The 20,762-nt window shown below is 67.3% G+C and carries 20 protein-coding genes and 2 riboswitches; of the genes, 13 read left to right on the forward strand and 7 right to left on the reverse strand.

What is annotated here, in order from left to right; all coding sequences use genetic code 11:
* Window positions 1-111 precede the first annotated feature (111 nt).
* From J2T23_RS05665 to mnhG, 6 genes are read left to right on the forward strand one after another with little or no spacing between them, the layout of a single operon-like run.
* Window positions 112-3,198, forward strand: a complete 3,087-nt coding sequence (locus J2T23_RS05665) for a Na+/H+ antiporter subunit A (RefSeq protein ID WP_307357919.1) — start codon at window positions 112-114, stop codon at window positions 3,196-3,198.
* Window positions 3,195-3,797, forward strand: a complete 603-nt coding sequence (locus tag J2T23_RS05670) for a Na(+)/H(+) antiporter subunit C (protein ID WP_141159068.1) — start codon at window positions 3,195-3,197, stop codon at window positions 3,795-3,797. The genes J2T23_RS05665 and J2T23_RS05670 overlap by 4 nt, the downstream gene beginning before the upstream one ends.
* A complete protein-coding gene (locus J2T23_RS05675) occupies window positions 3,794-5,401 on the forward strand; it encodes a Na+/H+ antiporter subunit D (RefSeq protein ID WP_307357922.1) in 1,608 nt (535 codons plus the stop codon). Before J2T23_RS05670 ends, J2T23_RS05675 begins: the two co-directional genes overlap by 4 nt.
* Window positions 5,398-5,943: a Na+/H+ antiporter subunit E gene (locus J2T23_RS05680; RefSeq protein WP_141159070.1), complete on the forward strand. Its 546-nt coding sequence runs from the start codon at window positions 5,398-5,400 to the stop codon at window positions 5,941-5,943. Before J2T23_RS05675 ends, J2T23_RS05680 begins: the two co-directional genes overlap by 4 nt.
* Window positions 5,940-6,218: an MrpF/PhaF family protein gene (locus J2T23_RS05685; protein WP_307357925.1), complete on the forward strand. Its 279-nt coding sequence runs from the start codon at window positions 5,940-5,942 to the stop codon at window positions 6,216-6,218. Before J2T23_RS05680 ends, J2T23_RS05685 begins: the two co-directional genes overlap by 4 nt.
* The gene (gene mnhG, locus J2T23_RS05690; RefSeq protein WP_307357929.1) at window positions 6,208-6,612 is read left to right on the forward strand and encodes a monovalent cation/H(+) antiporter subunit G; all 405 of its coding nucleotides are present in this window, start codon (window positions 6,208-6,210) and stop codon (window positions 6,610-6,612) included. Before J2T23_RS05685 ends, mnhG begins: the two co-directional genes overlap by 11 nt.
* Window positions 6,613-6,627: 15 nt before the next feature.
* On the opposite strand, the gene J2T23_RS05695 is transcribed toward mnhG, so the two are convergent.
* Window positions 6,628-6,891 carry a DUF4235 domain-containing protein gene (locus J2T23_RS05695; protein ID WP_141159073.1) on the reverse strand — a complete coding sequence of 88 codons (264 nt, stop codon included), beginning with the start codon at window positions 6,889-6,891 and terminating at the stop codon, window positions 6,628-6,630.
* Between the two features lie 160 nt (window positions 6,892-7,051).
* A riboswitch (TPP riboswitch) is annotated at window positions 7,052-7,192 on the forward strand.
* A gap of 67 nt (window positions 7,193-7,259) precedes the next feature.
* Between J2T23_RS05695 and J2T23_RS05700 the strand changes: the two genes are divergently transcribed.
* From J2T23_RS05700 to J2T23_RS05720, 5 genes are all read left to right on the forward strand, one after another.
* On the forward strand, window positions 7,260-7,883 hold the full coding sequence (locus J2T23_RS05700) for an ECF transporter S component (protein ID WP_141159074.1): 624 nt from the start codon (window positions 7,260-7,262) through the stop codon (window positions 7,881-7,883).
* Window positions 7,883-9,427 carry an ABC transporter ATP-binding protein gene (locus J2T23_RS05705; RefSeq protein ID WP_307357933.1) on the forward strand — a complete coding sequence of 515 codons (1,545 nt, stop codon included), beginning with the start codon at window positions 7,883-7,885 and terminating at the stop codon, window positions 9,425-9,427. The genes J2T23_RS05700 and J2T23_RS05705 overlap by 1 nt, the downstream gene beginning before the upstream one ends.
* On the forward strand, window positions 9,424-10,224 hold the full coding sequence (locus J2T23_RS05710; protein WP_141182662.1) for an energy-coupling factor transporter transmembrane component T family protein: 801 nt from the start codon (window positions 9,424-9,426) through the stop codon (window positions 10,222-10,224). Before J2T23_RS05705 ends, J2T23_RS05710 begins: the two co-directional genes overlap by 4 nt.
* Before the next feature lie 116 nt (window positions 10,225-10,340).
* Window positions 10,341-11,864 carry a UDP-N-acetylglucosamine 1-carboxyvinyltransferase gene (locus J2T23_RS05715; RefSeq protein ID WP_141182661.1) on the forward strand — a complete coding sequence of 508 codons (1,524 nt, stop codon included), beginning with the start codon at window positions 10,341-10,343 and terminating at the stop codon, window positions 11,862-11,864.
* Between the two features lie 67 nt (window positions 11,865-11,931).
* Entirely contained in the window at window positions 11,932-13,158 is a 1,227-nt protein-coding gene (locus J2T23_RS05720; protein ID WP_141159078.1) for a glutamate--cysteine ligase 2, read from the forward strand.
* A gap of 128 nt (window positions 13,159-13,286) precedes the next feature.
* On the opposite strand, the gene J2T23_RS05725 is transcribed toward J2T23_RS05720, so the two are convergent.
* The 3 genes from J2T23_RS05725 to J2T23_RS05735 are packed head-to-tail and all read right to left on the reverse strand — an operon-like array spanning window position 13,287 to window position 15,178.
* On the reverse strand, window positions 13,287-14,495 hold the full coding sequence (locus J2T23_RS05725) for an O-succinylhomoserine sulfhydrylase (RefSeq protein ID WP_307357939.1): 1,209 nt from the start codon (window positions 14,493-14,495) through the stop codon (window positions 13,287-13,289).
* Window positions 14,496-14,906 carry a rhodanese-like domain-containing protein gene (locus tag J2T23_RS05730; RefSeq protein WP_307357941.1) on the reverse strand — a complete coding sequence of 137 codons (411 nt, stop codon included), beginning with the start codon at window positions 14,904-14,906 and terminating at the stop codon, window positions 14,496-14,498.
* Window positions 14,903-15,178, reverse strand: coding sequence for a DUF1737 domain-containing protein (locus J2T23_RS05735; protein WP_141159081.1), 276 nt, complete (start codon window positions 15,176-15,178; stop codon window positions 14,903-14,905). The genes J2T23_RS05730 and J2T23_RS05735 overlap by 4 nt, the downstream gene beginning before the upstream one ends.
* 13 nt (window positions 15,179-15,191) lie before the next feature.
* Window positions 15,192-15,307, reverse strand: a riboswitch (SAM riboswitch).
* 166 nt (window positions 15,308-15,473) lie between these two features.
* Here J2T23_RS05735 and opgC point away from each other — a divergent pair.
* Window positions 15,474-17,942: an OpgC domain-containing protein gene (gene opgC / locus J2T23_RS05740; protein ID WP_307357944.1), complete on the forward strand. Its 2,469-nt coding sequence runs from the start codon at window positions 15,474-15,476 to the stop codon at window positions 17,940-17,942.
* Between the two features lie 116 nt (window positions 17,943-18,058).
* Here opgC and J2T23_RS05745 read toward each other — a convergent pair whose 3' ends face one another.
* Complete coding sequence (locus tag J2T23_RS05745) at window positions 18,059-18,313, reverse strand: hypothetical protein (RefSeq protein WP_141159083.1); 255 nt, start codon at window positions 18,311-18,313, stop codon at window positions 18,059-18,061.
* Window positions 18,314-18,538: 225 nt separating this feature from the next.
* On the opposite strand from J2T23_RS05745, the gene J2T23_RS05750 reads away from it, so the two are divergent.
* Entirely contained in the window at window positions 18,539-19,243 is a 705-nt protein-coding gene (locus tag J2T23_RS05750; RefSeq protein WP_141159084.1) for a TetR/AcrR family transcriptional regulator C-terminal domain-containing protein, read from the forward strand.
* A gap of 38 nt (window positions 19,244-19,281) precedes the next feature.
* Here J2T23_RS05750 and J2T23_RS05755 read toward each other — a convergent pair whose 3' ends face one another.
* Complete coding sequence (locus J2T23_RS05755; RefSeq protein ID WP_141159085.1) at window positions 19,282-19,749, reverse strand: pyridoxamine 5'-phosphate oxidase family protein; 468 nt, start codon at window positions 19,747-19,749, stop codon at window positions 19,282-19,284.
* A gap of 60 nt (window positions 19,750-19,809) precedes the next feature.
* Window positions 19,810-20,739: an aminodeoxychorismate lyase gene (locus J2T23_RS05760; protein ID WP_141159086.1), complete on the reverse strand. Its 930-nt coding sequence runs from the start codon at window positions 20,737-20,739 to the stop codon at window positions 19,810-19,812.
* Between the last annotated feature and the right edge of the window lie 23 nt (window positions 20,740-20,762).

Genomic DNA, 20,762 nt, shown 5'->3' on the forward strand with positions numbered 1-20,762 from the left:
AACCGGGGAAGACGCCGGACCGGCCTTGATAAACTGGGCCCTCCCGGACCTTACTTTTTGCCGCCTGCTCCAACTTTTGACAATCGAATTCCTGACGTTGCGGAGAATACAGTGATCACAGTCCTTACCGTGCAGTTTTCGGTGGCTGTCCTCGCGCCCTTCCTCTTCCGGCTCTGGGGCCGCAACGCTTTCTATGCACTGGCGGCCGTCCCGGCGGTTTCCTTCGGCTGGCTGATGTTCCAGCACAACCCCATTTACTCAGGCCCGGGCGCCATCACCGAGTCCTTCGAGTGGATCCCCGGCCTCCATCTGGAACTTGCCTTCCGGATGGACGCGCTGGCGTGGGTCATGTCCCTCCTGGTGCTCGGCGTCGGCTCCCTGGTGCTGGTCTACTGTGCGCGGTACTTCAAGCGGACGGACCAGGACCTCGGCGGCTTCGGTGCCCAGCTGCTGGCGTTCGCAGGCGCCATGTTCGGCCTGGTCACAGCGGATGACCTCCTGCTGCTGTTCATTTTCTGGGAACTGACCACCATCCTGTCCTACCTGCTGATCGGCTTCGCGCGGACCAGGCTTGCCGCCCGGCGCTCCGCCCTCCAGGCGCTGATGGTCACCACCGCCGGCGGCCTGGCCATGCTGGTAGGCCTGATCATGCTGGGCACGGCCGCCGGCACCTACCGTATCTCCGGCATCCTGGAGCAGGCCCCCGCGCTGGCCGACGGGACGTCCGGGGCCATGGTGGGCGCCGCCGTCGTACTCATCCTGGTAGGTGCCATCACCAAGTCGGCGCTGGTCCCGTTCCACTTCTGGCTGCCTGGCGCCATGGCCGCGCCCACCCCGGTCAGCGCCTACCTGCACGCTGCGGCGATGGTCAAGGCAGGCATCTACCTGGTGGCACGGCTTGCCCCGGGCTTCGCGGAGACTGCCTACTGGCAGCCCGTGGTCATGGGGCTGGGGCTGGCCACCATGCTGGTGGGCGGCTACCGGGCCCTGCGCCAGTCCGACATCAAGCTGATCCTGGCCTACGGCACCGTCAGCCAACTGGGCTTCCTCACTATGGTGGTAGGCCTGGGAACGCCCGATGCCGCGCTGGCCGGCCTGGCCATGCTGCTGGCACACGGCCTGTTCAAAGCCACGCTGTTCCTGGTGGTGGGCATCATCGACCACCAGTCCGGGACCCGCGACGTCCGGAAACTGTCAGGCGTCTTCCGCTCCTCCCGCGCCCTCGGCATCGTTGCCGGCATCGGCGCCGCGTCCATGGCCGGTGTGCCATTGCTGGCAGGGTTCGTAGCCAAGGAATCGGTGCTGGAAGCCTTCGTCCACCACGCCACGGACCCGCATTCCGGTCCGTGGGGCATGGTGGTCCTGGTGGGGCTGGTGGTGGGCTCCATCCTGACCTTCGCCTACAGTGCCCGCTTCATGTGGGGTGCGTTCGCGGTCAAACCCGGGGTGGACCCCACACCGTTCAAGGCCATCAGGCCTTCCTTCCTGGCGGCGCCCGCCGTCCTCAGCCTCCTGACCATCGCCTACGGGCTCTGGCCGGTTCCGGTGGACGCCTGGATCCAGCCGTACGCCGCGCTGTTCGCATCCACAGCGTCCGACGCCGGCACGCCCGCAGCGCAGGCAGGCCACCTTGCGCTGTGGCACGGGTTCACCCCGGCGCTTGGGCTGACGGCCATCACCTTCGTGCTCGGCGCAGCCATGTACTTCGGCCGCACCGCGGTGGCCCGCGCCCAGTCCCTGGTCCCGGCCTGGGTGGACGGCGACCGCGCCTACCAGCTGACCATCGGAGCGCTGGACGACGCTGCCGTCTGGATCACCGGCCGGACCCAGCGCGGTTCCCTGTACTTCTACCTCGCAGTGATCCTGAGCGTGGCATTCGTCCTGCCACTGGTGGCCATACTCCTGGGCGGCAACGCACTCCCGCCGAACGTCTACCTGGTGGACCCGAATTCGCCACTGCAGCTGGTGGCCGGCGCGGGCATCGTCATCGGCGCCTTGGCGGCCGTCAAGGCCAACAAGCGTTTCCTTGCGGTGCTGATGGTCTCCGTAACCGGCTACGGCATCGCGCTGGTGTTCGCCCTGCAGGGTGCCCCGGACTTGGCCCTGACCCAGATGCTGGTGGAAACCATCATCCTGGTGGCCTTCGTCCTGGCCATGCGCAGGCTGCCTCCCGAACTGCGCGACCGCACCGGCGGAAAATACCGCGTACTTCGCGTCATCATCGGTGCCGGCTTCGGCGTCACCATGGTATTCGCGGCCATTTTCGCCATGGGTGCCAGGACGGCCATCCCGGTGTCACTGCAGTTCCCGCAGCTCGCCTACGAAGGTGGTGGCGGCCTGAACGTGGTCAACGTGACCCTGGTGGACATCCGCGCCTGGGACACGTTCGGCGAGATCAGCGTCCTGGCACTGGCCGCCACCGGCGTGGCAAGCCTGATCTTCGTGCGCGGCCGCGGCGACCGGCTCCAGGCATCCGCGAGCGTTGCGGCGGGCACGGTGGGCAGGCATCCCGGGGTGGACCCCGGCTCCCGCGACGCTGCAGCCCTGGCCATCAGCCGGAGGTTTGCGGCCTCCACCCGGGACGCCTGGATTGTGGCCGGCCGGACCCTGGCCCCGGAACGCCGCTCCATCATCTTCGAGGTGGTCACGCGGCTGATCTTCCACTCCATGATCATCTTCTCGCTCTACCTGCTGCTGGCGGGGCACAACCTGCCCGGCGGCGGATTCGCCGGTGGCCTTACCGCCGGCCTGGCCCTGACCATCCGCTACCTGGCAGGCGGCCGCTTCGAGCTTCGGGAGGCTGCGCCCTTGAGCCCGGGGGCGCTCCTGGGCATCGGTCTGGCACTCGCAGCCGCCTCGGGCATGGCGCCGCTGCTGCTGGGCGGGCAGGTGTTCCAGTCCGCCATCATCCAGGTCTGGCTGCCCGTGTTCGGGGACATCAAGTTCGTCACCTCCACCATCTTCGATATCGGCGTATACGTCGTGGTGGTGGGCCTGGTGCTTGACGTGCTGCGCAGCCTGGGAGCCGAGATCGATGAGCACTTGGAGGAACAGTCCGGGCCCGGTGCACAGGAGCCGGAACGGTCCCAGGAAGCTGGCCAGGAGCCTGGCGTTGCCGGGGACGGGCAGGGCACCGGGGAGCTGGAACAGGAACCGGACGGGATTCCTGCCGAGACCACCGCAAGGGGACACGCATGAGCGTCAACCTGACCCTGCTGATTGTCATGGGAGCCCTGTACGCCTGCGGCATCTACCTGATCCTGGAACGCAGCCTCACGAGGGTGCTGCTGGGGCTGATGCTGCTGGCCAACGCCACCAACCTGCTGATCCTGGCCACCGGGGGATACGCGGGACTGGCGCCGCTCTTCAGCAAGGACACGCCCGCCCGGGACTACAACGATCCGCTGCCGCAGGCACTGATCCTGACCTCGATCGTGATTTCCTTCGCGGTCACCGCCTTCATGCTGGGCATCATCTACCGCACCTGGGTGCTGGCCCGCCAGGACGACATCCAGGACGACGCCGAGGACCTCCGGGTGGCAGTGACCCCCAGCTTTGATGCCGAGGATGACGCCGAAGTCCCCGCGGAAACTTCAGAGTTCCCGCTCACCATGCTCGGTTCCGACGGCAAGGATGTTTCGGACCGCGGTGCTTCCGGCCGGGACACGGACCGGGACGCGGACCGGGTGGCCACGCTGGTGGCAGGCGGCCGGGAAATGCCCGCCGAACATGCTGCCGCGGAGGAAAAGCCAGGCTCCCTCAATGTTGACCACAGCCCGGAAGGAGGCGGAAAGTGAACATCGCAAGCTTTGCCCCGCTCGCCGTCGTACTTCCCATCCTGGGCGCCGCCCTGACCTTCCTGCTGATCCGGCACTCCCGGGCCCAGAGGGCGGTGAGCATTGGCCTGCTGTCACTGACGCTGGCACTTGAGTGCCTCCTGCTGGCGTCGGCTTGGAACGGCGGCACGGCCGCGGTGACCATCGGTGGCTGGATCCCGCCGTTTGGCATCGTCATGGTGGTGGACCAGTTCTCCTCCCTGATGCTGGTGGTCTCCTCAGCCGTCAGCCTTGCGGTGCTCGTATACGCCACAGGCCAGGGCATGGCCGACGGCGACCGCGACGCGCCGGTGTCCATCTTCCACCCCACCTACCTGATCCTGGTGGCCGGGGTGTCCAACGCGTTCCTGTCCGGGGACCTCTTCAACCTCTATGTCGGCTTCGAGATCCTGCTGACTGCAAGCTACGTGCTGATGACCCTGGGCGGCACCGGGCCGCGGATCCGCGCCGGCGTCACCTATGTGGTGGTGTCCGTCGTGTCCTCGGTGCTGTTCCTGATTGCCATCGCCATGGTCTACGGGGCCACCGGGACCGTGAACATGGCGGACCTTGCCATCAAGCTGGGCGAACTGGACCAGGGCACCAAAACCCTGCTGCACGTGATGCTCCTGGTGGCCTTCGGCATCAAGGCCGCCGTCTTCCCCTTGTCCTTCTGGCTTCCCGACTCCTACCCGACCGCTCCGGCACCGGTCACGGCCGTGTTCGCGGGCCTGCTGACCAAGGTGGGTGTCTACGCGATGGTCCGCACCGAGACACTGCTGTTCCCCGGCGATACGTTGAACACGCCGCTGATGGTGGTGGCGCTGCTGACCATGCTTGTGGGCATCCTCGGTGCCCTGGCCCAAAGCGACATCAAGCGCCTCCTCTCGTTCACCCTGGTCAGCCACATCGGCTACATGGTGTTCGGGCTGGCCATGTCCTCGGCTGTTGGGCTGGCGGCGGCGGTCTTCTACGTGGCGCACCACATCACCATCCAGACCAGCCTCTTCCTGGTCACCGGCCTCATCGAACGGCGCGGCGGCAGCTCGTCCGTGGACCGGCTGGGCGGACTCGCCAAGCTCTCACCCATGCTGGCGCTGCTGTTCTTCATCCCCGGGATGAACCTGGCCGGCATCCCGCCGTTCTCCGGATTCCTGGGCAAGGTTGGCCTGCTGCAAGCCGGCGTGGAGCTGGGCACGCCGCTGGCCTACGCGCTGGTGATCGGCGGCGTGGTGACCAGCCTCCTGACGCTTCTGGCCATCGCCCGGGTGTGGAACCGTGCGTTCTGGCGGAAGCCGGAGGACGCCGAGCACCCCGACCCCGTGCTCCTTGCCACTCCCGCTGCGAGGGTCTCCGGGCCGGGAGCCAAGGTGAACAACACGGTGACCCTCCTGCCGCGCACCATGGTGGGCTCCACGGCCGCCCTGGTGGTGCTCGGTGTTGCCCTGACCGTCTTCGCCGGACCATTGTTCGCACTTTCGGACCGGGCAGCCCGGGACATGCTTGACCGGACGCCGTACATCCAGGCGGTGCTGGGCGAGGGCATCGCCGTTCCCGGCGCCACCGCGGCGGGAGGAGGACGATGAGCCGTAAACGCATTTCACTGCGCCAGGAACTGCCGCTCCTGGTCTGGCTGGTGATTGTGTGGGGCGCCCTGTGGCAGGATTTCAGCCCCGGCAACCTCCTCTTCGGGACCCTGCTGGCCGTGGGCGTGGCCCGGCTCTTCTACCTCCCGCCGGTGGAGCTCAGCGGCCGGTTCAATATTCTCCACGCCGTGCCGTTTGCGCTGGCGTTCGTGGGCAAGGTGGTGGTGGCCAGCGCGCAGGTCCTGTATCTGGCAGCTGTCCGCGGCCCCAAGGTGACCAATGCCGTGGTCGCGGTGAAACTGCGCAGCCACCAGGACCTGATCGTCACTGCCACGGGACACGTGATTTCCCTGATCCCGGGTTCCCTGGTGGTGGACGTGGACCGTTCCACGTCCACGCTGTACCTGCACGCACTCAACATCACCTCCAAGAAGGACGTGGAAGGCCTGCGGAACGAGGTCCGCTCCATTGAAGCGGGCCTGATCCGCATCATGGGCACCGCGGATGAACTGGAAGAGGTCCGTATGGAGGCCGGCGCATGATGCCCGTTGTCCTGGCTGTCACAGCCGTCATTTTCTCGCTGGCGGCCGCCGGTGCCATCATCCGGATCGCCCGTGGCCCGTCGCTGCTGGACCGGGTGCTGGCTGCCGACGTGCTGCTCGCAATCCTTGCCGGGGCGCTATGCATCGATATGGCGGTGAACCGGCACCTGAACAACCTGATGCTGGTGGTGGCCATCTCCGTCATCGGGTTCATCGGTTCCGTGACCGTAGCCCGGTTCGTGGCAGACAGGAGGGTCAAGCCCAATGAATCCTGACTTCTTCCGGCCCGACGCCTGGATCGACCTCGCCTCCGCCGTGTTCATGGTGGTGGGTGCCCTCATGTCCCTGGGCGCCGCGATAGGCCTGCTGCGGTTCCCGGACCTCCTGAGCCGCATGCACGCCGCCACGAAGCCGCAGGTGCTGGGGCTCTTCCTGCTGCTGGCGGCCATCGGGCTGCAGCTGCGGACGTGGTGGGTGTGGCCGGTCCTGGTGGTGGCGTGGATCTTCCAACTCCTCACGGTGCCCGTGTCCGCCCACATGGTGGGCCGTGCCGGCTACCGCACCAAGCACCTGCACCGGGAACTGCTCACCACCGATGAACTGGAAGCCGTGGTGCAAAAAGCCGCCGCCGAGACTGCCCGGAAGGACAGCCCCGACGACGGCCGGTAACGCTGGGGCACGACGCTAGACGATGTCCTGGGTCTTCGCGAAGCGGGTGATGGCGCGCTGGGTGCCGCGGTTGGCCAGGACCTGGATGATGGCACTGACCGACGCCGAGATCAGCGCAAAGGTCAGCGCCGAACGCAGGCTGGTGGGTACGTCCTCGTGTTTGCCGGTGGGCGGCTTCTGTCCGGTGGTCTTTTCCCAGATGGCATTGACCAGTTTGGTACCGGCGAGGCCTGCGCCGAGGCTCACGCCCGTCCCGAGCAGTTTGATGAGAAGGTTCATTCCAGGTACTCCTTGCGGGCGGAAAACGGACTGCTCCCAGCCTAGCCGGTCATATCCGGGTGATTGGCGCCGGCAGCCCGCAATCCAGCCCGGCCAGGTGTAAACTTGACCACGCCCAACCGGGCACAACAACAAGCGTTACCCACACCAAAAGCAACACTAAAAACGACAGGGGAGCGCCGCCGTCGGACAACCTGGCATTAGCCGGGCACCGCAGGTGGGCGCTGAGAGTGCGGACAGCCGCAGACCCTCGAACCTGATCCGGTTAGTACCGGCGCAAGGGAGTCGAGTTCTCAAAGTGTCGCGGTTCCACGGCCACAGGCCGCCGGCCGGGTCCACTTTCCCCTCCTGTTTCCCAGGAGGACCACATGAGTACTGCAGCAATCAAGAAGACCACCAGCAAGTCCTGGCGCGTCGTGGACATCGTCGTCGCCGCGCTGGTGGCCATCGCAGGCGGCGTTATTTTCTGGGCATGGGACCAGGGTGCCGCCGCCCTGTCCGCCCCCATGAACGCAGCCTACCCACCCCTGACCGGCCTGCTCGCCGGGGGCTGGATGATTCCCGGCGTGCTGGGAATGCTGATCATCCGCAAGCCCGGGGCGGCCCTGTTCTGCGAAACCGTCGCCGCCACCGGCGAACTGCTGATGGGTTCCCAGTACGGCGCCTCGGTCCTGTTCTCCGGTTTCATCCAGGGCCTGGGCGCGGAAATCATCTTCGCAATCTTCGTCTACCGCAAGTTCAACCTGCCCGTGTCCCTGCTGGCAGGCGCCGCGGCCGGATTCTTCTGCGGCCTGAACGATTCGTTTGCACCGTGGGGCTGGAACATCGCCTACTCCGGCGCCGACAAGCTGGCCTACATTGTCCTCACCACCATTTCCGGGGCCATCCTTGCGGGTGCCCTGGCCTGGGTTGCCACCCGCGGCCTGGCACGCACCGGGGTGCTGAGCTCCTTCGCGTCCCGCAAGGCCGCAACGGAGCCCGTCTTCTCCTGATGGCACCCACCCAGGACTCCGGCGCGGTCCGCCCCGCCGCCGTCACCGCCCGTGGCTGGGGCTGGCGGCATGCCGGCCGGGCCAAACCCGCCGTCCACGGCCTTGACCTGGACATCGCCCCCGGGGAGCGGGTGCTCCTGCTCGGCCCCTCCGGCGCAGGGAAGTCCACGCTGCTGCACGCGCTGGCCGGCGTCCTGGGAGACATCGACGACGACGGCGAATCAGGCGACGCCGACGAGTCCGGTTCGCTCCGGGTGGACGGAGCCGCGCCCCGCGCCCAGCGCGGCCGCGCCGGCCTGATGCAGCAGGACCCCGAAACGCAGGTGGTCCTCTCCCGGGTGGGGGACGACGTCGCCTTCGGCGCCGAAAACCTCGCGGTGCCCCGCGCCGCGATCTGGCCCCGGGTGCACGCGGCGCTTGCCGACGTCGGACTCTCCCACCTCCCGCTGGACCACCCGACGTCGGCCCTGTCCGGCGGGCAAAAGCAGCGCTTGGCGCTGGCGGGCATCCTGGCGATGCGCCCCGGCCTGATCCTGCTGGACGAACCCACCGCCAACCTCGACCCGGACGGCGTCCTGGAGGTCCGCGACGCCGTGGCCCGCTGCCTGGACAAGACCGGGGCCACCCTTGTGGTGGTGGAGCACCGGGTTTCCGTCTGGAAGGACCTGGTGGACCGGATCATTGTCCTGCAGCCGGGCTCGGCCTCGGATCCCGCCGTGCTCCTGGACGGCCCGCCGGACCGTGTGCTCAGTGAGGCGAGGACCATGCTGGCCGCTGCCGGCGTGTGGGTGCCCGGGTATGTGCCCGCGACCCGTCCCCGCGCCGCCGTCCCGGCCGCGGGAACGGGGAACCTGTTGTTGGCCGCTGAGCAGCTTGCCGTGTCCCGCGGACGCGCCCGCCGGCAGGGCTTTCGGAAGATTCCGCCGGTGCCGGTCCAGGAGGACGTGGCTGCACAGGTCCGCGCCGGGCAGGCCCTGGCCATCACCGGTCCCAACGGTGCCGGCAAGTCAACCTTCGCCCTGACCCTGGCCGGTCTGCTGGAGCCCGTGGCGGGGAAGGTTTCAGCCACGCTGGACCTCAGCCGCGGCGCCGGCATCGACCCCTACAAGTGGAAGGCCCAGCAGCTGATCTCGCGGGTGGGCACGGTGTTCCAGGAGCCGGAACACCAGTTCGTCACCGGGAAGGTACTGGACGAACTGCAGTTCGGCCCGCGGCACCTGGGGCACGGCGCGGACAGGGTGGACGAACTGCTGGAGCGCCTGCGGCTCACCCAGCTGGTGGACGCCAACCCCTACACGCTCTCCGGCGGGGAAAAGCGGCGCCTCTCCGTGGCCACCGTCCTTGCCGCCAGCCCCCAGGTGCTGATCCTGGACGAGCCCACGTTCGGGCAGGATGCCAATACCTGGGCCGAACTCGCATCATTCCTGTCCGAGCTTCTGGATGCGGGTACGGCGGTGGTTTCCGTGACCCATGACGCGGAGTTCACCTCGGCCCTGGGCGGGACGGAACTGCGGTTGGCTGCCGCGGAGGCGGTGGCACCATGAGGCAGGAACTCACCTTGAGCGGCAACCATGCACTCCTGGCCCGCGCCAACCCGCTCAGCAAGTTCGCGGCGGTCCTGCTCATCACGGCGGTCCTGGCCTTGTCCATCGACTGGGTGTCCGCCTCAGTGGCCCTCGCCTTCGAACTGATGCTGTTCCCCCTTGCCGGGCTCACCGTGTCCCTGCTGTGGCAGCGCGGATGGCCGCTGATCCTCGCCGCAGCCATCGGAGGCTGGAGTACCGCCATCCTGGCGCCGGACAGCGGCAGGATCCTGCTCGACGTCGGCATCTGGAGCATGAGCGAAGGTTCCCTCCAGTTGGGCATCGGCTTCCTCCTGCGCGGCTTTGCGATCGCCCTGCCCGCGGTGCTCCTGATGAGCTGCACCGACCCCACGGACCTGGCGGATGCACTGGCGCAAAAGGCCCGCCTGCCGCACCGGTTCGTCCTGGGCACCCTCGCCGCGATGCGCCTGGTGGGGCTCATGGCAGAGGAGTGGCAGACCATCGGGATGGCCCGCCGTGCCCGGGGCGTGGGCGCCCGCGGCAGCCTCGTCCAGCGGGTGAAGGCGACGCTGGGCCAGAGCTTCGGACTGCTGGTCCAGGCCATCAGGCGGGCGTCGAGGCTCGCCGTGACCATGGAAGCGCGTGGGTTCGGCGGGGGCCGGCGGACGTGGGCCAGGGAATCCACCTTCAGCCCGCTGGACTCCTGGGTGGTTGCCGGCGGTGTGCTGGTGGCCGGACTGGCCCTGGTGGCGGCCGTCTCTGCCGGCACGTGGAACATGGTCTGGCTGGGCAGCTGACTCCCGCTGGAAGCTCTGCATGCTTTCCTATCGCATCGGATGGGTAGCGCGGGGGTGGTACCCTTCACCTCCCCCGCGAAAGGGGAGGGATAACTCATTTATGATATATTCGCGGTATGACCCAGAGAACCGCTGAACACGTTGCCGCCATGCTGAGGGACGCCCGGGGCGAGAAAGGGTGGACCCAGGGCCAGCTGGCCGCCGAACTCGGCACCAGCCAAAGCGCCGTGGCGCGGATGGAACAGGGCAAGCAGAACCTGAGCCTGAAAATGATCCAGCGGCTGGAAAACATCTTTGACCGCAGCATCGTGAACGTGGCCAAGCCGCGGATGACCCACCTGCGGGTGGAGGGCGGCCGCACCCTGTCCGGCGCCGTGGACGTCAACAGCAGCAAGAACGCCGGCGTGGCACTGCTGTGCGCCAGCCTGATCAACCGCGGCACCACAGTGCTGCGCCGCCTGGCCCGGATCGAGGAAGTCAACCGCATCGTCGAGGTGCTGACCAGCATCGGCGTCGAGTGCACCTGGCTCAATGACACGGACCTCCGCCTGCGCCGCCCCGCCGTCCTGGACCTGGACGCCATGGACGTGGACGCGGCACGCCGCACCCGCAGCGTCATCATGTTGCTGGGCCCCCTGCTGGATGAGTCCCGGGAGTACCGGCTGCCCTACGCCGGCGGCTGCGACCTGGGCACCCGGACCGTGGAGCCCCACATGCAGGCACTGCGCGAGTTCGACCTGTCAGTGGAGGCCACGGCAGGGTTCTACACCGTGCAGGCACCGCCCGCGGATAGCCGGGACCGCTCCTTCGTCCTCACCGAACGGGGGGACACCGTTACCGAGAATGCGATCATGGCGGCGGCCCACCGGCCCGGAACAACCGTGATCCGCAACGCCAGCCCCAACTACATGGTGCAGGACCTCTGCTTTTACCTGCAGATGCTCGGGGTGGCCATCGAGGGCGTGGGAACCACCACCCTGCGGATCACCGGCAGGCCCGTGATCGACGCCGAGATCGAGTATTTCCCGTCCGAGGACCCCATCGAGGCCATGAGCCTGATTACGGCCGGCATCGTCACCAACTCCGAGGTCACGGTCCGCCGGGTCCCCATCGAGTTCATGGAAATCGAACTGGCCACGCTGGGCCAGATGGGCCAGAAGCTCGAAATTTCCGGCGAATACATGGCCCGCAACGGCCGCACCCGGCTGGTGGACGTCACCACCAAGCCCTCCGAGCTGCGTGCCCCCGAGGACAAGATCCACCCCATGCCGTTCCCCGGGCTGAACATCGACAACCTGCCCTTCTTCGCCGTCATTGCAGCTAACGCCCATGGCCAGACCATGATCCACGACTGGGTTTACGAGAACCGGGCCATCTACCTGACGGAGCTGAACCGGCTCGGCGCACAGGTACAGCTGCTGGACCCGCACCGGATCTACGTCAACGGCCCCACGAAGTGGCGCGCCGCCGAGGTGGGCTGCCCGCCGGCACTCCGCCCGGCCGCCTGCCTGCTGCTGGCCATGCTGGCCGCGCGGGGCGTGTCCGAGCTGCGGAACATCTATGTGATCGAGCGGGGCTACGAGGACCTGGCGGAGCGTCTGAACACCATCGGCGCCAAGGTGGAGTACTTCCAGGACTAGGCATTCATCCTTCGTCATGAAGGGCGGCGCCCCTGTGAATGCCCGGCGGGCGCGGCAGAATATTCGTATGCGTACATTCGGCGTCGAGGAAGAACTCCTGATTGTTGATCCGGAGTCCGGGGAGCCGCTTGCCCTGGCCGACGCGCTCCTCGCTGGCCGGCGCGTGGCAGCCGATGATGCGCCGGTGGAGCTGGAAAGCCGCCATGCCGGCAACCAGGCGGATTACGACGACGAGATGGGCTTGAGTGCCGAGCTCAAGCTTGAGCAGATCGAGACACAGACCCGGCCGTGCACCGACTACGGAAGCCTGCTGGAACAGATCCGGGCCGGCCGGGCGCTGGCGGACCAGGCTGCCCAAAAGCACGGGGCCCGGGTTGCGGCGCTCGCCACCTCTCCCGTGGCCTCGCCCAGCCACACCACGCCGGACCCGCGCTATGCCAGGATGCTGGAACGCTTTGGCCTCACCGCCCAGGAGCAGCTGACCTGCGGTTTCCACGTCCACACCTTCATTGAATCGCCGGAGGAAGGCGTGGCGGTCCTGGACCGAATCCGCGACAAGCTGGCGGTGCTCACGGCACTGAGCGCCAACTCGCCATTTTGGAATGGCGTCCCCACCGGCTTCGAAAGCTACCGGACCCAGGCCTGGAACCGCTGGCCCACTGCGGGCCCGGCAGGTATTTACGGGACGTATCCCGCGTACCGCCGCGTGGTGACCCGGCTGCTGGACAGCGGCGTCATGCTCGATGAGGGCATGCTGTATTTCGACGCCCGTCTCTCCCGGAACCATCCGACGGTGGAAGTGCGGGTGGCGGACGTGTGCCTCCGTGCCGGGGACGCAGCCCTCATCGCGGTGCTGGTACGGGCATTGGTGGAATCCGCGGGCCGGGAATGGCGCGAGGACGTGGATCCCGCGCCCGTACCCACAGTCCTGCTGCGGATGGCGTCCTGGCAGGCCAGCAGCGCCGGGCTGAGCGGCGAACTCCTGGACTTCGGCAACTTCAGGCCCGCACCGGCCGCGGACGTGGTCCGTTCCCTGGTGGACTACCTGGCCCCCGTCCTGGCCGAACAGGGGGAGCTGGCCCTGGCCAGGCAGGGGGTGGAGGACATCATTTCCCGCGGAACCGGGGCCGCTGAACAGCGCCGTGCCCGCGACAAGGCCCTGGCGGGGCAGCCGCCTGAGGACATGGGGTTCGGTGCCGTGGTGCGGCAGGCGGTCCACCTGACGATGCGCGACACGCTGGACCTGTCAGACATGGCGGACACGCCGGAGCTGCTGCGCGTGCGGCAGGCCTGACCTGCCGCTTGGGTTGCCGGTCCGCGGCATGCATATTCCTTTTCGACGCGCACACTCCTTTGCGCACGCCACATTCCGTGCGCGCCAGGGAATCTGCGCGTCGAAAACGGGGAGGCGCGTCGAAAAGGCTAGATCTGCTTCAGCGCCTGCTCAAGGTCGCGGAGGAGGTCATCCGGGTCCTCGAGCCCCACCGAGAGCCGCACCACGCCGTCGCTGAGCCCAATGGCGGCCCGCCCCTCCGGGCCCATGGCGCGGTGGGTGGTGGTGGCCGGGTGCGTGATCAGGGACTTGGCATCACCGAGGTTGTTGGAAATATCGATGATCCGCAGCCCGTCCAGGAGGGCGAATGCCGCTTCCTTGCCGGAACGCCCGCCGGTCGGGGCCAGTTCGAAGGTCAGGACCGTTCCGCCGGCACTCATCTGCTTAGCGGCCAGCCCGTACTGCGGGTGCGACTTCAGGAGCGGATACTTCACCCAGCCCACCGCCGGCTGTTCCTCCAGCCATTCAGCCAGCCGCAGCGCGGTGGCGGACGAGTGGTTGACGCGCAGGCCCATGGTTTCCAGGCCCTTGGTCAGGACCCAGGCGTTGAAGGCGGACAGTGCGGGGCCGGTATGGCGCATCAGCTGCTTGACGGGTCCGTCGATGAATTCCTTGGTGCCCAGGATGGCACCGCCCATCACCCTGCCCTGCCCATCGATGTGCTTGGTACCCGAGTAGACGATGACGTCGGTGCCGAGGTCCCCGCAGCGCTGCAGCAGGGGAGTGGCAAAGACGTTGTCAGCCACCACGGTGGCGCCGGCCGCATGCGCCAGCTCACTGACGGCGGCGATGTCGACGATTTCCTGCATGGGGTTGGACGGGGACTCGAAGAAGACGGCGGTGGTGGGCTTGGACAGGGCTTCGCGCCACTGGTCCAGGTCCGGACCGTCCACGAAGACCGTTTCCACACCCCAGCGCGGGAGGATCTCGTTCAGGATCACAAAGCACGAACCGAACAGCGAACGGGCAGCCACCACGCGGTCGCCGGCAGCCAGCAGGGCACCCAGCGCGGTGAACACGGCAGACATGCCCGACGCCGTCGCAAAGCAGGCTTCGGTGCCTTCCAGCAGCCTGAGCCGTTCCTGGAAGGTGGCAACGGACGGGTTGCCGTAGCGGGAGTAGACAAAGCGCTCGTCCTCGCCGGTGAACGCGCGTTCAGCTGCCGCAGCGGATTCGTAGACGAACCCGGAGTTCAGGAAGATGGCCTCGGACGTTTCCTGGAAGTTGGAGCGGTCCAGGCCGCCGCGGACTGCCTGCGTATCGGGGTTCCAGCCGGGGGCGTCTGGGTTGAAGGTCACTTAGTTCTTTCCGAGGTTGGTGGGGAGGCCGCGGTTCTTCCAGCCGTTGACGGTGCGTTCGCCGTAGCGGTCCGGCTCGCCTTCGAAGCCCTCCAGCACGTTGTAGGCCTTAAAACCGGCCTGGGTGGCGGCAGTTGCAGCCGCGATGGACCGCTGGCCGGAGCGGCAGAGGAAGAGCAGTTCCGCCTGGGGATCCTCCGGCGCCTGCGCCTGGAGGTCCTTGACGAAGTCGGGATTGGGGATGCCGCCGGGGAAGGTCCACTGGATGAACAGGGGATCGTTGTCCGTGGCCTTGGTGTCCGGGATGCCGATGTGGGCCCATTCGCCCTCGGTGCGGACGTCCACCAGGATGGCGCCCTGCTCCAGCTTGGCCCATGCTTCCTGGGGCGTCAGGTCTCCGGCGTAGCTCATGCGTGGCCCTCGCCGTCGAAATCGCCTTCAAGGCCGGCGTCGAGCTGGTCCACCGCTGTGGCGACGGCGGCATCGGCTGAGGCGATCGCGGCCGGAAGGACGATTGCCTGCGCCACGATGACGCTGGTGCCGTTGAAAGTAGCTGCCGGGCTGCCGTGCAGCACGTAGCCGTCGGCGAGTGCGGCGGAGATCCGCTCGCAGAATTCACGGGTGTCCGCGCCGGTTATCAGGCGGTAGGACAGTCTTTCGTCAAGGGCGGGTGCGTCGGACACGACGGATCTCCTTCTCTCACGCTTGCAGCTCGAATCGGTCGATATGCCGAGTATTCACCTGAGGCACCCCGCCGCGAAAGGGAGGGTTGCCGACCGGCAAGTCAGGGCTTGGCGCCGGTACTCATTACTCCCCAAAAACGTAACACCTGCCGCGCCAAGCCGCATCGCCGACGTCGTCATGTTCCGTCATTGAGCTGCCCGCCATGCGGCACGTAGCCTGCTGCGGACCGATAAGGTTCATACCGGGGGCGCCGCCCCGTATCCAGAGCAATGAGTACCGGGGGTCCTTGTCAGCATGCGGGCACACGTATCGCACCACCGCGCCGCCATCCGGCGTAACCGGCCGCGCTCCGCCGCGGCCTTCCTGGCCGCGGTTCTCATCGCCCTCCTGGCAGTGGTGGCCCCGGCAGCCCCGGCGCAGGCGGCCGGCCCCGCGCCGGACAAGGGCAAACCCTGGCTGGGGGCGGTCCTCGAATGGGGTGAGGATACCGCCGCGGGCTTCAGCGACCGGCTGGGCGCAACCCCGGCGCTCTACGGCCATGACATCACCATGCCCTACCGCGAATCCGAGCGGAATGACATCGGGGGCTTCCTGCAGCAGACCGCAGCGAAGGGCGCCCACGCCATGCTCACGGTCAAGCCGTCCGTGCCGCTGGACCAGCTCGGCGCCGCGGAGGCGGAAGCGTTCGCAGCGCAGGTGCGCGACCTGACCGCGGGATTCAAGGGCCAACTGCTGGTCCGCTTTGCCCCCGACATGAACGCCAGCTGGGTGGCCTGGGGCCAGCAGCCGGCTGCGTACCGGCAGGCTTTCCAAGCGGTGTCGGCAGCCTTCAGGAAGGACGACGGCGGCCGGGCCACCATGGTGTGGGCGCCCTACCTGGGGAAGGACTACCCCTTCGACCGGAACCGGAATGCGCCACAGCCGGGAAGCGACGGGTTTTCCCTCCTGGATACAAATGGGGACGGAACCTGGAACGGGAGCGACAGCGCCTATGCCCCGTATTACCCGGGCGACGACGCGGTGGACTGGGTGGGGTTGGCCGCCTACCATGACGACACTGCCGGCGCGGCCGCCGTCAACTCCCTGCCGCACGCCGGCGAACTCGAAGACATGCTGACGGCCTCCGGCAACGAAAACTTCTACGGCACCTACGCCGAAGGACATAAAAAGCCCTTCCTGCTCCAGACCTCGGCCTTCTACAGCCCTGCATCCGGCGGGGCGCCCGAGGCGGACATCAAAACGCGCTGGTGGGACCAGGCGGTGGCAACTGCCACCTCTCCGCATTTCGCCGGAACGGCCGCCGTGGTGTGGGACGAACGGACCAGCACGCGGGACACCGGCGTAGCAAGCATCAGCTGGCTGCTCACGGGAAGCCCGGACATCGCCAAAACTGCCTTGGACCGGTTGAAGGCATCGCCCATGGTCACCGGGCCTGTCACGGATGTGGCGTCCGCAGGCACCTACGTGCGGGCTAATACGCTCTCTGGCGCGGCCCCGTGGACCGTTGCTGCCGCCATGGCCATCCTCCTGGTGGCCCTGTGGCAGGTCCCGCGCCGGATCAACGCTGCCACGGCCTGGAGTTACCAGGATCCTTCTGCCAGGGATTCGCGGGTGGACCTGCTGCGCGGGATGGCCATTGTCTTCGTGGTGGTCAACCACCTGGGCATGGCCTCGCTGTTCCAGCTGCTCACCCAGGAGGCGGTGGGCTTCGTATCAGGCGCTGAGTTGTTTGTCCTGTTCTCCGGCCTGGTGGTGGGCATGGTGTACGGGCCCAAAGCGAAGGAGGATTTCGGCCGGGTGGTGGACCTGACGTCCCGCCGTGCCGGGAAGCTCTATGTCACTGCCCTGGCCGTGCTGGTCGGCGTCTTCCTGCTGTCGCTGCTCCCGTTCTTCCACACCGAGGCCCTGACCACGTTCGTGGACCAGGGAACCGGCGGCGCCGGGCACAGCGGCGCGGGCCGGACCTACGACCTGTACGCGGGCATGTCGTCGCTGTTCCAGTTCCCCGTGCCGCCCCAGGTGCTTCCGGCCATCGTGCTGCTGCAGTTCGGGCCCTGGCAGTTCAACGTCATGGGCCTTTACGTGGTACTCCTGCTGGCCAGCCCCCTGATCCTCGCGGCACTCAACCGCGGCAAGGCCATCTGGGTGTTGCTGGCGTCCCTGGCCGTATATGCGGTCGGGGCCGTAACCAGGTTCAGGCTCCTGCCATCGCAGTTCGAGGACTCGTTCCCCCTGCTGGTATGGCAGGTACTCTTTGTCCTCGGCCTGGTTGTCGGCTACCACCGCCGCAGCATAGTCACCTGGCTGTCGGCGCACACCGGGGTGGTGGCAGCCTGCACCGCAGCGGCGTTCGCGCTGGCCTTCCTGTCCTGGGGCAACCCGTACCTGGCCAACAACTATGACGTCCGGCTGGCGCTCATGCCGGACGCCGCCTACCGGGCCATGTATGACGCGCTGTTCGGCCGGACCTACCTGGCGCCCGGCCGCCTGCTCAACGTCCTGGTCTTGGTGGTGGCCGCCTACGCCTTCCTTAGCGCCTACTGGAAACCCGTGCAGCGGGCCCTGGGCTGGTTCCTGATCCCGCTGGGCCGCGCCACGCTCTACGTATTCATCATGCACGTGGTGCTGATCGCCGTCGTGGCCAACATCCCGGCGCTGCAGCAGCAGAGCATCTTCCTCAACACCGTCGCCTACGCCGTGGTGCTGGGCCTTCTGTGGGTGATGGTCCGGGCCAGGTTCCTCTTCCGGATTATTCCCACCTAGGCGGCAGCGGGGACGTCCCGGGGCATGAAAAATGCTGTGGCACATACGTCAAGTGCCACAGCATCTGATGGCGGGGCACCGGTTACCCGGCGCCCCGTCCGACGACCCGTTGGGGCTTAGACCAGCCGCGGGTAACTGGTCATGATGTAGTCCGCCGCGGCAGGCCCCTTCATGCGCAGTCCGTTCCGGCGGGCGGAGACCCGGTGTTTCATGGCAGCCCAGAAGCTGGACTCGGTGCCGGCCGGCTGCTCGTTGACGAAGCACCAGCTGGTGTACAGCCCAAAGAGGCGGTCACGGTCGAGGCTTGATTCGGAGGCCTGGTCGGCGTAGGTGGCTTCGTGGAGGAAAAGATCAAACTGCGAATTGGCCATGACGGCGTCCCTTCGCTCGGTGCGCGGTGCCGCCGTTCGGCTACAGCAGCAAAACCCTCGATGCCCTGCACGGGGGCGGTGGGTCTGTAGGTTCGATCCCATCAGGAGAACTTGGGAATATCAGCGATCTTGAGGCATGTCTACGCTGTAGACTTTACTCGTAGACTACAACTGAGGCAACCGTATTGAATAAATCAGCCGGCTGCCCCCAGTAAGGATCAAATAATGACTTCAGCCAATACTTCGGGAACGGCGGCCACCAAGCCGAGGCTGAGCAGGGACCTGGTACTGGCCAAAGCGCTGGAGCTGGTGGACGCCGAGGGCCTGGACGCGCTGACCATGCGCCGCCTTGGGCAGGAGCTTGGCCGGGACCCGATGAGCCTTTACCGCTATGCCCAGAACCGTGCAGCTTTGTTGGATGGAGTTACGGAGTTGGTGCTCAACCAGCTCCGCATCCATCCGGAGGACCCCGACTGGAAGGCCCAGCTGCGCGGGATTGCCCATGGCCTGCGAACGCTTGCCCTCCAGCACCCCAATGTTGTGCCGCTGCTGGTCACCCGGCCCCTGTCCACGCCCCTCGGCCTTAGGCCGCTGGGCACGCTGCGTCCCTTGGAACAGATCCTGTCCCTTCTCGGCGCTGCAGGATTCGGTGCGGCCGATGCACTCCACGTCTACCGCGCCTACTACGGCTTCCTCTACGGACACATCCTGAACGAACTGCAGGAGTACGTGGTGGACCCTGAAGAGAACGAGGTGCTGTTGCGGCTGGGGCTCCACCGGCTGCCCGCGAAGGAGTTTCCCAAGCTCCGTGCACTGGCTCCGGCCCTGTCTGAGTACGACGGCGAGGCGGAGCTTGACCAGGGACTTGGCATCCTGCTGTCCGGGCTGGAAGCCCAGCTGTCACGCCAGGCGGCCGGCCCCGCCGCCTGACGCTCCGGGCCTTGTGGAGGCGTATTACCGGGCGTGGCCTATTCGAAGGACGCCCGACGACGGTCCTGCAGGCGGGTGTTCCAGATGTCCGGCTTGTTGACGCGGAACCGGCGCCCCGTCAGGGCTTTGGCGTTAAGCCGGACGTAGTTGGCCTTTTCGCCCGGCTGCCAAGGTTCCAGGCCCAGCCCGTCCACGGCATCTTTCACGCCCTGGTCCTCGATGATCTCCGTTTCGCCGCGCACCACCACGCTCCACGCCTGTTCCGAGGCAGGGTCGTAGCCGTCGATTTCCAGGGCCGCCGGACGTTCCATCCGGGCGCCCCACAGCTTTGAACCGGGCGCGGTGCGGAAGACGATGCTGCGCAGGTGGACAGCGTAGTTCACGGGGAAGATCTCGGGATGTTCGTCTACCACGATGGCCAACCTGCCCACCGTGTCGTTGTCGAGGAGTTCCCAGCAGTCGTCGAAGGACAGGTTTTCAATCTTCGGCAGGTTTCGCGAGTCCATGGTCCACACCTTACGGGTGTTGCGGGAGCGGGAAAAGGGATTGCGCCGCTTGTTGCGCCGCTACTGGATGCCGGCGAAAAGCTCACCCAACTCCGCGGTCAGTTCCTTCTGGAGGGCCGGGGTGCCGATCTCCTTGCCATCGATCCTGTTCACGGGGGCAAGCAGGCGGACGCTCGAAATCAGCCAGACCGCGTCAGCGTCCATGAGGTCCCGGGGTTCCAGCGGACCGTAGCCCAGTTCCCAGCCGGCGGCCTTGGCGGCGGCGAAAAGGGCGCCCTGGGAGGTCCCGGCCAGGATGCCGCTGTCCAGCTGCGGGGTGATGAGGCGCTTCACCGTGGTGCCGTCGTCGGACTTTTCCACATGGGCGAGCAGCACCGTTGAGGTGGGGCCTTCCAGCACACGGCCATCGGAGGAGAAGAAGATGACGTCGTCGGCGCCCTGTTTGTGGGCGTGGCGCAGGGCCGCCATGTTGACGGCGTAGGAAAGCGTTTTGGCGCCGAGGAGCAGCCAGGGCGCCCGGTCGGCCACGTCGCTGTCATAGCCACGGTCAAGGAGGATGACGTCGATGCCCGTTTCACGCTGCCGGCGCCCGGCTGCCCCGGCCGGGGTGGCCTGCACCCAGGCTGTGGGGGTGGGCGCGCCTTCCACGCCCCGGGTGACCACCAGTTTGACCACCAGCTCATCAGCAGCCGGGTCTGCGGGCGGGTTCTCCAGCCGGTGCCGGGCCACCGCCGCCGCAATGACGCGCCGCCAGGCCTGCTGGTCCGGGATTTCCAGGTCCAACGCCGCCGCGGAGCCGGCAAGACGGTCAAGGTGGGCCTGCATCTTCCGTACTGTTCCGCCCACGGCCAGCATGGTTTCGAAGACGCCGTCGCCCCGCGTGACCCCCAGGTCGGTGACCAGGAGTTGCGGCTTGGAGGCATCGGCCACCCGGCCATCAGGGTAAGCGGGATCGAGGAAGGCAAGAACCACGGGGGCTGGAGAGGTCATGGCACCAGCTTAGTGCGGTACCG

The organism is Pseudarthrobacter niigatensis, from assembly GCF_030812615.1.
GTDB classification, from domain to species: domain Bacteria; phylum Actinomycetota; class Actinomycetes; order Actinomycetales; family Micrococcaceae; genus Arthrobacter; species Arthrobacter niigatensis.